We start from the raw sequence: 13,296 nt of genomic DNA, 5'->3' as shown, positions 1-13,296 counted from the left end.
GAGGAAGGGGAATAGAAGNNAGCNACNCCCGTCTGCAGCATAAAACAGCTGCATCCACCCCTTCGAGGAAGGGGAATAGAAGTGACTACCCCGTCTACAGCATAAAACGCTGCATCCACCCCTTCGAGGAAGGGGAATTAAACCTCCAGAAAAAACTTTGATGCTTGGCTCTTGTTGAGTTCAGAAACCAAGCATCCAGTTGTATATAGTTTTTTATTAATTTTTGTGTCTACTTGACATGGGGCAGTTCACTATTTCAGACGCTTTTAATTCTTTCTTAATTTTTACTTTCTTTTTGCGAGTCCTTACTTCCTTCATTTTTAATGGTTATAGGTTTAACAGATTTCTTTTGATCAGGTTTTTCTCTAGTAAAATATATTACCAAGGATAATCCTGCAAGATTAACAACATAAACCACACTTAACATCATTGAAGAATATAAACCTATGGATAAAGCTGTTATTGCGGTAAGAATAATAAACGAAAGAGACATACCATACTTTTTATTAAAAAGGAATCTAAAGTAAAAGTATATCAAAAAACCAACCAAAACTACAAAAAGTCCAGTAAAAAGAAAAGTTATAAAATCCGAGAACTCGAAGTACTCAAACAATCTTTGATTAGTACTTTCTAAGAAAAAAAGATAAACAGAGATACCAGCTACAACAATACTTGCTATAATAGACACCTTTCTTAAAAAAACTTTAAAGTTATCCATTCCTTATACCTCCTTTATTTTGTTAGATTCTTCTTCATCCATTTGCTTTTTTTCATAGTTTTTATGTTTCGTTTTAAATTTACTAAAATAATTTTCAAAAAGTATGATAATAAGTAAAAGCAACAAAGAAACCAGAAATCCATTAATCGTTCTCAAAACACTTAAATTCAATGGAGTGTGTATATGCAAAAAAGTATCTAATATTGATACGGGTAAGATAGCTTTAAAAAGGTCCCAAATAAAATCCCTCCTATCAAGGGGAGCAGTGTAATAAAAAAAGTAGGAAATAAGTTCTTTTGTTCGAGGCCTTGCTATTAAAGCTCTTTCTAAAGAATCTCTGATCCTCCTTTCTAAATTACTAACAAATGCCCAATTTGAACTCCTTATAATATATATAACTCCCGCAAAAATCAATAAAAATAATAAAACGATATCCTTTTTGTGAAATTTAAAGCTCAAAATCTTTTGATAAGCGTTTTTAAACCCGGTTTTAGAAAATGTGAAACCTGTAAAATCTCTAAAAGCTTTTAGTAAAACTAACAACGGGAGAACAACAAGCAATATTTTTACGCCTCTAACGTTGTTTAACTTAAAAATAAACAAATCGTTATATCCACTCATAAATACAAGAATCCCAAATAATAAAGAATATCCGAGTATTTTCAAAAGATTGTTTTTTGATATTCTAAAAAAGATAATTATTGAAAACAAAGTTGCAGCGATTGTAAAAGACCAGTTGTATAGAAAAAGAAAAGCTAAAATATAAAAAACAGAAAAAAGAGGTATATAGGCAAACAAATTTAACGATATCAAGATAAAACCAAGCCAAGGAATAAAACTAACAGGAGAGTTGTATTTAATAGAATCAATTGTAACAGGAGTTCCTAAATCTTTTTGTATTAAAGAAATTAATTCTGGGGTTCTAGGATGATCTGGAAAAAGGAAATATCTTATTTTTCTCTCATTCAAAGCACGATGAAATCGTTGGACTATCATCTGATTATCAAACTTATCAATTTCCCCAGATTTTATATAATGCAAGTACCTCATCCTGCTTAAAACTTCTACATCCAATTTATCTTTTATATCTGTAAAGTATTTATCAAAATCTGAAAATTCAGTGACTAGAATATAATCGTATTTATTCACCAAATCTTTAAGAAAAAGTTTGTCTATTTCAAATCCTTGTGACTCAAAATCCTTGAGAATAGCATAATTTTGATAAGTATAATAAGAATAACCATCTTGATTGATAGTTTGTAATTGATTTTCAATTGGTAAAATAGCATAATTTTTTGAATTTTGATAATCCACATAAAAAGCATAAAAAAAGAAAATCAATACACAAAGTAATGTTATTAATAATAAGGGTTTTCTAATTTCTTTCATGATCTTCCCCTTTTAATTAGTAATTTTATCTTTACCCAGTCTATCAATAACTTCCTGAAGATCTTTACTTAAAGGAGCAAAAAAATCATAATGCTGACCATGAAAATCAAAAGACAATTTACTTGCGTGCAAGAAGATTCTTTTTAATCCATAATTCTTTCTTAAAAATCTATTATGTTTCCTATCGCCATAACTATCATCTCCTGCTACGGGAAATCCCAATTCCTGAAATTGTACTCTAATTTGGTGCTTTCTTCCCGTACAAAGATCTATTTCTAATAATGAGAATTCTCCATCTGAAGTTTGAAATTTTCTGACAGTTTTATAAAGTAAAATCGCCTCTTTTGAATTTACTGTTGAAATTAATTTTCCCTCTTTTTTATTTAAATTTCCTACCACCAATGTAAGGTAATATTTCTTCGATTCCCTACTTTTTATCAAATCCGTTAATTCTCTTGCAGTTTGTTTGTTCTTTGCTATAACCATAACTCCAGAAGTTAATTTATCTAATCGATGAACTAAATGTGGTTCAAAATCATTTTGTGCATAATGCATTGCCCCTTCAATTATAGTAGCCATCTCTTCATTAGCTCCTGGGTGAGCAGAAACCTTGGCTGGTTTGTTTATTACTAATAAATATCTATCTTCATAAATAATATCAAAATCTAGGGGTCTTGCTTTTAAAGATGGTTTGATAGGCCTTTCAATTTCATCTAGTTTATTCTCATCTAAAATAATTTTTACCCTATCGCCAATCTCAATATGGTAATTATTTTTTTTAATTCTTTTTCCATTCACACTAACAAATCCTCTTCTTATGAGGCTATATATTGCTCCTAATTTAATTTCTGGATAATTTTTTCTAATGAACGTATCCAATCTTGAATAATAATTCGTGTCATTTACAAAACTTTCTTTTTCCAATTAAATTTTATCCTCCCAAAGATAGAAGTTTATCCACTTTCTTTAATATCAATTATAACACTTTTTTATATACTCAATTATAAAGTAAAATCTTTCTTCCAAGAAAAAGGACAAGGTTTAATTCCCTTTTTTGAAAGAAATTAATTTAATTCACATTTGATATTTAATTGAAAATGAACTTTATTAAAATATAAAATTGAGTTAAAATATTGATAAGGGATGATTTGAATGATGGATATAACAAAGGGAAATATTAATGACAATAAGGATTTTATCAAGCTTTTTCTAATCTCTGCTCCTTTTTTCCCAGTAGTTTTTGGTGAAAATATAAAAAAAATGCTAAATAATTTATTTATAACTAAAAACAATCTTTTTAGTTATCAGCATATTTATTTTGCCAAGAAAGAAGGAAAGATTCTTGGAATGATCTTATGTTATAGCTGGAAAACAAAAAATAGAGAAAATCTAAGGACTGGACATCTTATGCTAAAAAATCTAGGAATTGTTTTCTTCAAAAGAATAATACCATTGATCAAACTAAATAAAGCTATTGGAAGGATAAGCAAAGAAGATTTTTATATCAGTAACATAGCGGTTTATGACTCATTTAGAGGGTTGGGCACTGGCAAACAATTAATTTTTAAAGCTGAAGATATAGCTAGAAAATCTGGAAGCAAAAACATTATTTTAGATGTTGAAAAGGAAAACATAAAAGCTATTAATTTCTATAACAACTTGGGGTTTAGAAAGATAACAGAATCAAATATAAAAACAAGGAATTGTATTTTGAGTTTTTATAGGATGAAAAAGCAATTAATCGGGTTTGGTTCAAATTGACTTAAGTCCAATTTGCTAAAAGAAAATTAAAGAGTGACTACCCCGTCTGCAGCATAAAACGCTGCATCCACCCCTTCAAGGAAGGGGAATTTTACTTTCAAAACCAAAACCATAGACAAATTAAAAGAAATTCTGAAATAAAAGTATAAAAATTACTAAATAAGTATTAATTTATCTCTTGCAAAGGATTTAGGTTTTATTCCCCTTCAAGGAAGAAAAATTGGTATTAATCAGCCTTTTGAGAAGCATGTGGGTTTAAATTCCCCTTTTTGAAGGGGTGGCTGTGACGCTTTTTGTCACAGACGGGGTAGTTGCTTTTGAATTGGATTTTCAATTTGCTAAAAGCAAATTAATGGTAGTTTGTTGAAACGAGGAATCAGGCATAAAATTTTTCTGTTAGTATTTGAGCAATTTTTTCCAATTGATTGTGTTCATAAGCCAGTTGAAGAATTGTATATCTGTTTCTTATTTCTCTAGCATGTATTATACTTTCTTTGAAGAGTTCTTTTGAGATCCCTAATTCTTTTGGATCGTATATAGAACCAACCTTCTCATGTAGTGAAATGAGATATTCAGGATCTGGGGGAGAGATTTTTTTTGGAATTTTGTCTTTCATTAGCCTATAAATCATGGATACAACCACCGTTCCCACACCCACAGCGTTTCCGTGTAAAGGATGAGGTTTGTTTTTTGAGATGGCATCTATTTCCCAAAAATGTGCGATGTGATGTTCTGCACCAGAAGCGGGTCTTGAATACCCTACAAAACCAATTGCTATACCAGAAATTATTAACGCTTCAGTTAATTGTTTAATTACTTCTTCACTTCTTTGACTAATTTTTTGGGCATTTTTCACACATAAATCTCTAGCTTTTTCAACGAGTTTTACAGTTTTTTCACAATAATATTCCTTATTAATATACTTTGAAAGTTCCCAATCTGTTAATGAAGTGTACTTCCCTAAAATATCTCCAAATCCTGCATGGATCATCTCTAAAGGAGCTTTTCTTAATATTTGGGTATCTGCTATGATAGCTTTTGGATAAGTGGCTTCAAAAGTTTTTTTGAAGTTTTCAACTATTAAGGGAGACACCGTAGAAGCGTATCCATCCATAGATGGAGCGGTAGCAAAAATTATATAAGGAACGTTTGTTTTATAACTTAAATACCTACAAATATCGTTAATCGTTCCAGAACCTACCGCTATTATTAAAGATGTGTTTTTAGGAATTTCTATCAATAATCTACCGATACTTTTTTCGTTTGGTATTAATGGTTCTTTACCTTGAAATATGTATTCGGTTACGTTATATTTCTCGTCTTTTAAAATATTTAATAATTCCTCCCCACAGGCTTTATAAGTATTATTATCAGCTACAAAAAACAAGTTTTTCTTATTAAGACTATCAAAAATTCTACTTTTGTTTTTCAACGCTTCTTTTTCTACAATAATATTTTCTATATCCACTTTATGATTTTTACCACAATCGCAAGAAAAATTTAATCCTGCCATTTTTTCTATTTCTAAATTTAAAAGATCTGTCATATGTTTTTCTCCTTAATTTCTTTTTAATAAACTATTTCTTTCGATAAATTCGGATTTTTCAACTACTTTTTCAGCTTTACCGTTGTTATTATCTTCTATCATTTTTAACAACATCTGTGCAGCCTTTTCCCCAAATTGTTGCTTTGGGTGCCTAAATGTTGAAATTTCAAGAGCCTGTGCAAAATCAGCATCATCAAAACCAATTAAAGAAATGTCCTTAGGTATTTCAAGCCTTAGTTTTTTTGCTGCCATAATTACTTGCATCGCAACCAAATCGTTTGAACAAAAGATAGCTGTAGGCGCGTTATCTTTAGGAAAGTTCAAAAGCGATAAAATAAGGTTAAAAACCTCATCAGAAGTTTCTTGCCCATGAAATGGTAGTTCGTATAACATTATCTTTTTGAACTCTTTAACTTTGTCAATAAATCCATTAGCTCTTTCTTCAGCTGCCTTATGAACTGCTTTGTAGATAACAGCAACCTTTTTATGTCCAAGTTCAATAAATTTACTTGCTGCCAAGGAGCCACATTCGTAATCGTTTAAAACTAATGTTCCAGCATGAGGAATGGCTAGATCACTGTTTATTATTACTGTAGGTATTTGTTCGCTAATTTCTTCCAAAAGATTTTTATTCGCTTGTTTGGTTGCACTTACAACAGGATCCACAATCATTCCCTTTAAACCAAGATCAAGCCATCTTTCAAGTGTTTCTTTTTCTACATGAGGATCATTTTTTGCATTTCCAATAAAAGATTTATACTTTGTGTTTTTTAAGACTTCTTCTGCGCCCATGACTATAAAAGGGAATATGTAGTCCGTCAACGATTGAGTCAATATGCCGATATTTTCTTTGTCTTTTTTTACAGATTTAACGTATGTTCCACTTCCTCTTCTTGTTAGCAAATAACCTTCTCTCTCTAGATCGTATAAGGCTTTTCGAACTGTTTGTCTACTTACTGAGAAGTACTCAGCCAACTTATTTTCAGAAGGTATCCGGTCCCCTTTTTTCAGATCGCCATTTTCCATTTGATCTAATATATACTCTTTTATAATAGATTGCTTTGTCTTCTTCAATTTCTATGCCTCCATGATTAATTCATTTTCACAATATAACCCTTTTTTTCGAATTTTTCTTTAATTTCGAGTAATCTCTTTTTAGTTGGAGATTCTTGGTTATCCATTTTATACTTTTTATCTAATCTGTAATACTTCTCACTTACATCGTGAAAAGGCATTAAATCGATTTCTTTGATTCCTTTCAGTGAAGAAATAAAATCTAAAATACCTTCTACGTTTCTGTTTGTATCGGTAATATTTGGAATAACCGGGAATCTGATTATTATATCTTCGGCTTTTCTTTTGTTAGCTAAATATCTTAAATTATCTAATATTACCCTGTTAGAAACCCCTGTGTATCTGATATGTTCATTTTCATCAATAAGTTTTAGATCGTATAAAAAAAGATCAACATGTTCTATAACAGATGCAAAAACTTTTTTTGATGCAAACCCTGAGGTATCTAAAGTTGTATGAATACCTTTTTTTTTACATTCTTTTAGAAGTTTTAATAAGAAGGTATTCTGATATAATGGTTCTCCCCCAGAAAAGGTAACTCCACCTTCAGAATTGTCAAAAAATAATATGTCTTTTTCTATTTCTGATATTACTTCATCTACAGTTCTTGTTTCTCCAACCATTCTTAAAGCTGTAGTTGGGCAAGAAGAAGAACAATCTCCACAAAGCGTGCATAACTTCCTTTTTATTTTTGGACTTTCATCAAATTCTATCGCATTTTCTAGACACACTTCATAACAAGTGCCACAATGCATACATTGGTATTCAAAATACATTAATTCTTCATGGTATTCAATTCCCTCCGGATTATGACACCACCAACAATTCAACGGACACCCTTTAAAAAAGATAGTCGTTCTTATCCCTGGCCCATCATGTATAGCATACCTTTTTGTATCAAATATTAATCCATGTTTTTCACTGATATTAAATCTCTTCATATTCTGTCCTTGCTATAATTTCTTCTTGTAGTCCTTTTGGAAGATTTACAAAATAATCACTGTATCCTGCTACTCTAACCATCAGATCTTGAAAATCTTTTGGCCTTTTTTGAGCTTCCTTTAATAATTCTGTACTTACAACATTAAATTGCACATGATGACCACCCATTAAAAAAAATGTTTTTATTAACTGTGCAAGTTTTTTGAGATTTTCATTTCCTCTAAGCAAATCTGGACTAAGTCTCTGATTGAGTAATGCCCCACCAGTCTTGTCCCAGTCGCATTTTGATACAGACCTAAAAACTGCGGCAATACCTTTTTTATCACTACCCTGTACTGGAGAAACACCTTCAGAAACTGGTTGCCCTGCTTTTCTTCCATCAGGAGTTGCCCCTGTTACCTTCCCAAAATAAACATGTACAGTAGTTGGTAAAAAATAAGCCCTTTTTGAAGCTTTTCTTATGGGAGAAAGTGGATAATTTTCAATCACACCAACTATTTTTTCAACCAAGGATTTTGCTATGAAATCTGCGTAATCGTTGTCTTCACCATATTTGGGAGTTTTGTTCAAAATTACTTGTCTTAAATATTCAAACTCTCCTTCAAAATTTGAATTTAAAGCTTTAAGAAGCTCATCCATTCTAATATTTTTTTGATCAAATATGTGATACTTAAGAGACGTCAAACTATAAGCAATGGTTCCAAGCCCTACTACCTGAATATACTGAGTATTATACCTTGCACCACCACTGTTATAATCTTTGGCTTTTTCAACACAATCATCTATCCACAAAGATAAGAAAGGAACTGGAAAGTGTTTGGCAAATATAGATTCTATAATATCGTTTCCTTTCATTTTAATGTCCATAAAATATTTAATTTGATTCATATATGCGTTCCATAACTCTTCATAATTTTTAAATGTGCAAGGATCGCCTGTACTTAATCCAATCTTTTTTCCTGATTTTGGATCAACACCATTGTTCAACGTAATTTCTAAGATTTTAGGTAAGTTGAAATATCCAGTCAAAATATAAGATTCTTTCCCAAAAGAACCACTTTCAACACAACCACTTACTCCGGCTGTTCTGGCATCTTCTAAAGATTTCCCTTGCCTTAGCATTTTAAGTAAAACCCCATCGAAATTGAAAAAAGGAGGCTCTCCAAATCCTGGCCCCACTATTTCCAACGCTTTAATAATAAAACGCTCAGGATTTTTAACGCTCACTTGTACAGCTGTATTGGGTTGCAAAGTTCTCATTTCACTTAATACTTCTAATATCAAATAAGAAACTTCATTTACTTCATTAGAACCATCTTTTTTTAATCCCCCAACATTTATCTTTGTGAAATCATTGTAGGTAAAACTTTCTTCGGCAGTAACTCTAACTTTCGGAACGGCAGGTTGATTATTGAATTTTAACCAAAATGCTTCTAATAGTTCTTTAGCTTGTTCACGACTCAGTGATCCCTCAGCAATTTCTTTCTCATAAAAAGGATATAAATGTTGATCTAATCTCCCAGGATTGAAGGAATCCCATGGATTGGTTTCATATACCACACCTACATGTATAAACCAATAATGTTGTAATGCTTCCCAATAACTGGTTGGAGCATGTGCAGGTACCCATTCACATATTTTAGACATCTTTTCTAACTCAATTTTTCTCTCAATATCCTTTTCATCTTTTGCTAAATCTTTCAACTTTTTTGAATATCTTTTGGCATATATCAAAATAGCATCTGCAGCAATATCCATCGCTTTTAATTCTTCTAATTTATCGTAATATAACGAATCCGTAGGAGACAACTCTTTTATTTTGTTTTTTATCTTTTCTTTAATATCTAATATACCAGTTTTGAATATCCTTTCACCACCGGCAGTGTGCCCTGGTGCTCTTTGTTCCATGAACTCCGTCCAGATGCCTGCATTATATGCTTCTACCCATTCTTTTGACAGATTTTCAAAGATTATCTCTCTTGTCGTTTTGCCCTTCCAAAAAGGAATAATATCTTTTTCATACATTTTTTTCGTTTCTTCATCCACCTTGTATGGCATATTTTCTCTTTTATCTAAGATTTCAAGATCTTCTAAATCGTGGGTACATATTTCCGGATAGGTAGGTACTTGTTGAGGTCCTGTCCCACGAAGTCCTACTATTAACTGACCTTTCTCAACAGGAAGACTTACCCTTTCCATCAGATATTTAAAAGCCATTGCTTTTTTCACAGGCTCTGATTTTCCATCTGCGGAACCACTTTTATAGAATTCGGTAATTAATCTCGCTCGTTCACTTGAGATTTTTACTTTGCTACCAACACTTTCTTCACGCAATCTCGCAATACGATGATTCATTGGTTTTATAGAAGAACGTCTTTTAGAGAGTTCTTCTTCGACTTTTGTTTGTGACAATTTCTATCCCACCTTCAAACGAAAAGAAAAATTATATACTTTTTGTATTTTCTTTTAACCATTCTTTTTCTTCAACCTCTAAATAAGGAGATAACTTATCGAATACTTGCTTATGATATTCATTTAACCATTTCTTCTCTTTTATGGTCAACAAGGCTACATCTATACCTTTTAAATCTATTGGACAAAAAGATAAAGGTTGAAATCTCATGAATTTTCCAGAATCAGTAGTTATATCTTCTTCTACTACCGTTACATTTTCAATCCTAATCCCATGTTTGCCTTCTTTGTATACTCCAGGTTCTATAGTCAATATCATACCTTTTTCTAATACAACTTCGTTATATTTATTAGAAATACTTTGTGGACCTTCATGAACATTTAACAGAAAACCAACACCATGGCCAGTTCCACATTTGTAATCTAAACCTTCCTGCCACAAAGGATACCTTGCCAAAGCATCAAGATTTGTTCCCTTTGAACCATATAGAAATTTAGAATTTATTAAATTTATATGCGCTTTCAAAGTAAGTGTAAAATCCCGTTTTTCTTCGCCTGTTATGGGCCCTAAGATGATAGTTCTTGTTATATCTGTCGTTCCATCAAGATATTGGCCTCCAGAATCCACTAAAAACATTTTTTCATTTTTTAATTCATAATTAGATTTTCCCTCTTCGGGCTTGTAATGCATCATAGCTGCATTTTCTTTGTAAGCAGCAATTGTATCGAAACTTGGTTCAATAAATCCTTCTTGCAGAAGCCTAAAATCTTCTAATTTTTTTGAAGCAGATACCTCTCAGTGATTCTAATTTTACCAACATTTTTCTCAAGCCAATATATGAATTTCACCAAAGCTACTCCATCTTTGATATAAGCATTTTTTTGATTTTTTATTTCCACTTCATTTTTTATAGATTTTAAATAAGTGGTTATATTAGTACCTTTTATTATTTCGCAACGTTCAGGTATCTTTTTATAAAGCCATCTATTTATCTTTGAAGGATCTAAAAATACTTTGCTTCCTGATGGAATATTTTCTATTTCTTCTACTATCTCATCGTATTCTTTAATTTCAACACCATTTTCTTTCAAATGACTTGTCACTTTTTCATTTATTTTATTTTTATTTACAAATAAAAATGCATTATCTTCAGAAATTAAAGCGTAAGAAATAATTACTGGATTTTTTGGAATACGTTGGGAACCCAGGAATACCAATTTTGTACAGTTTTATGCCACTACTTTCAAGTTCTTTTTCTGCTTGAATAAAATATCTGCCGTCTGTCCAAAGAATAGCTTCCTTTTGAGTAATCACCACCGTTCCTGCGGAACCTGTAAACCCTGATATCCATACTCTTGTTTTATAATAATCAGCGATATATTCCGACTGATGTGGATCAGATGTGGAGACCACATAAGCTGTAATCCCCATTTTTTGCATTAACTCTCTCAGTCTATTAATCCTTTCTTTAACTTCCATAGAATATTCTCCTTTGATCCTTGTTGAATTATTACAATTATATCAAATTATTAATCGAAATTTTTTATCTTCTTAACCAAACAACCATGTCTTTTAAATATTCAAAGTATCTTTTTATTTTAATTCTCCCACATAAAAACAATATACTTACTTTAAAAATCCAAAAATCTTTATTATATATAATTATATATATTGAGGGCCCTACCATTCCACTTCTACAAAGGGGTGAATGCGACTCTGTTTTATGTCGCAGACGGGGTAGTTTAACCATTTTAAATTCAAGCACATATTTTTAGGAAGTTATCATTTCTAAAGTACCTAAAAATAATATTGAAAGGGGCCAAAGCCCCTTTGATTTAATTAAGAATATTTATTATTTTGCTAACCTTATAACGTTCCAAGAAAGTGGAGACAGATCTGCTTTAACTTTTCCATCATCATTTTTGGCATTTCCATTATTATGAGGTTTAACATTATCGGGATTTTCTTCAGTATTAACAGCTTTAAGATCATCATTTTCTAATACTATGTGTTCTATTACCGAATAATCTTCAAATCCCTTTAATTCACATTCAAATTCCATTTTTTCTTGTGCTCTGTTTACAGCAAAAATAGTTAATTCATTCTTTCCTTCATTAAAAACAGGAATAGAATCTACGAATGGAACTTCTTTAAAATCTTTCGTGTCATATTTATCAGTTAAAATTACTGGTTGTAAGACTGTTCCTCGACCAAAGTTTGAGGCATGCATAAACGGATAAAATATAGTTTGTCTCCACGCTCCTCCACCTTTCCTTGTCATGATTGGAGCTATTACATTTACCAATTGAGCTAAACAAGCTATTTTTACCCTATCTGCATGTTTTAATAAGGTAATTAACATCAAACCAACAAGCAAAGAATCTTCAAAGGTATATACATCTTCTAAAAGTGGGGGAGCAATTTGCCAGGGCTCTACTTTCTTATCAGCTTCTCTTGAATGAAACCAAACATTCCATTCGTCAAAAGATATATTTATTGTTTTGTTGGTTTTTTTACGTCCCTTTATATAATCACAAGTAGCGATCGCAGATTTAATATATGAATCCATATCTAATGATTTTGCTAAGAAGTTTTCTATGTTATTCTCATAATTATCATAATAAGCATGAAGAGATATATAATCAACATAATCGTACGTATGTTCAAGAACTGTTGCTTCCCATTCTCCAAAAGTAGGTATATGCCATCCTGAACTTCCACAGGCAACTAAACTAACGTTTGGGTCTACTAACTTCATTACTTTTGCAGTTTCTTCTGCTAATCTTGCATATTCTTTAGTTGTTTTGTGACCAATCTGCCATGGCCCATCCATTTCATTACCTAAACACCATACTTTTATGTCATGGGGTTCTTCATAACCATGTTTCTTTCTTAATTCTGCATAATATCCTCCACCAGGGTGATTACAATATTCAACAAAATTACGTGCTTCATCTATACCTCTTGTTCCGAGATTTAAACTCATCATAGGTTCAGTATTTACCTTTTTACACCATTCAATGAATTCATTGGTGCCAAATTCATTTGGTTCAAGAGATTGCCAAGCTAATTCAAGCTTTTTTGGTCTATCTTCTTTTGGGCCTACCCCATCTTCCCAATTGTAACCTGAAACAAAGTTACCTCCAGGATATCTCACTATAGATACATTGAGTTCTTTAATTAAATCAATGACATCTTTTCTAAATCCATTTTCATCAGCTTTAGGGTGCCCTGGTTCGTATATTCCAGTATATACTGCCCTACCAAGATGCTCTATGAAAGAACCAAATAACCTATCGTCCACTTTATCAATAACAAATTTTTTGTTTATATACATAATCGAACGCATTAATTCAACCACCTAATTTTTTGTTATTATATTTTAAATCTCTTGACTAACGACTCTAGTTCAGAAGATAATTCACTCAACTCTTTTGCTTCTTCGTTTATCCC

The 13,296-nt window shown here is 31.5% G+C and carries 9 protein-coding genes and 1 pseudogene; 1 reads left to right on the top strand and 9 read right to left on the bottom strand.

The genetic code is table 11. From position 1 onward, the window contains the following. Positions 1–277 precede the first annotated feature (277 nt). Genes PW5551_RS01315 through PW5551_RS01305 form a run of 3 tightly spaced genes read right to left on the bottom strand, consistent with a single transcriptional unit; the run spans position 278 to position 3,031 of the window. Positions 278–718 carry a hypothetical protein gene (locus tag PW5551_RS01315; RefSeq protein WP_113073788.1) on the bottom strand — a complete coding sequence of 147 codons (441 nt, stop codon included), beginning with the start codon at positions 716–718 and terminating at the stop codon, positions 278–280. A 3-nt stretch (positions 719–721) separates the two neighbouring features. Beyond that, a complete protein-coding gene (locus PW5551_RS01310) occupies positions 722–2,107 on the bottom strand; it encodes a DUF5693 family protein (RefSeq protein WP_113073786.1) in 1,386 nt (461 codons plus the stop codon). A gap of 12 nt (positions 2,108–2,119) precedes the next feature. Beyond that, on the bottom strand, positions 2,120–3,031 hold the full coding sequence (locus PW5551_RS01305; RefSeq protein WP_113073784.1) for an RluA family pseudouridine synthase: 912 nt from the start codon (positions 3,029–3,031) through the stop codon (positions 2,120–2,122). Between the two features lie 231 nt (positions 3,032–3,262). Between PW5551_RS01305 and PW5551_RS01300 the strand changes: the two genes are divergently transcribed. Continuing rightward, positions 3,263–3,868, top strand: coding sequence for a GNAT family N-acetyltransferase (locus PW5551_RS01300; RefSeq protein WP_233488390.1), 606 nt, complete (start codon positions 3,263–3,265; stop codon positions 3,866–3,868). 376 nt (positions 3,869–4,244) lie between these two features. Here the strand turns inward: PW5551_RS01300 and PW5551_RS01295 are convergent, their stop codons facing one another. The 6 genes and pseudogenes from PW5551_RS01295 to PW5551_RS01270 form a co-directional block, all read right to left on the bottom strand. Further along, positions 4,245–5,414, bottom strand: a complete 1,170-nt coding sequence (locus tag PW5551_RS01295; protein ID WP_113073778.1) for a sn-glycerol-1-phosphate dehydrogenase — start codon at positions 5,412–5,414, stop codon at positions 4,245–4,247. Between the two features lie 12 nt (positions 5,415–5,426). Then, positions 5,427–6,488, bottom strand: coding sequence for a substrate-binding domain-containing protein (locus PW5551_RS01290; RefSeq protein ID WP_113073775.1), 1,062 nt, complete (start codon positions 6,486–6,488; stop codon positions 5,427–5,429). 17 nt (positions 6,489–6,505) lie between these two features. Continuing rightward, positions 6,506–7,429 (bottom strand): glycyl-radical enzyme activating protein, encoded by a 924-nt coding sequence (locus PW5551_RS01285; protein ID WP_113073772.1) that lies wholly within the window; start codon positions 7,427–7,429, stop codon positions 6,506–6,508. Beyond that, the gene (gene hypD / locus PW5551_RS01280) at positions 7,416–9,785 is read right to left on the bottom strand and encodes a trans-4-hydroxy-L-proline dehydratase (protein WP_370445887.1); all 2,370 of its coding nucleotides are present in this window, start codon (positions 9,783–9,785) and stop codon (positions 7,416–7,418) included. The genes PW5551_RS01285 and hypD overlap by 14 nt, the downstream gene beginning before the upstream one ends. A gap of 88 nt (positions 9,786–9,873) precedes the next feature. Beyond that, positions 9,874–11,322 (bottom strand): annotated as a pseudogene (locus tag PW5551_RS10775) (M24 family metallopeptidase). 373 nt (positions 11,323–11,695) lie between these two features. Continuing rightward, positions 11,696–13,192, bottom strand: coding sequence for an alpha-N-arabinofuranosidase (locus PW5551_RS01270; protein ID WP_199562135.1), 1,497 nt, complete (start codon positions 13,190–13,192; stop codon positions 11,696–11,698). Positions 13,193–13,296: the final 104 nt, after the last annotated feature.

The organism is Petrotoga sp. 9PW.55.5.1 (genome assembly GCF_003265365.1).
GTDB lineage: Bacteria > Thermotogota > Thermotogae > Petrotogales > Petrotogaceae > Petrotoga.
The sequence above is the reverse complement of the archived record's forward strand: the minus strand, read 5'-3'. Positions and strand labels throughout refer to the sequence as shown.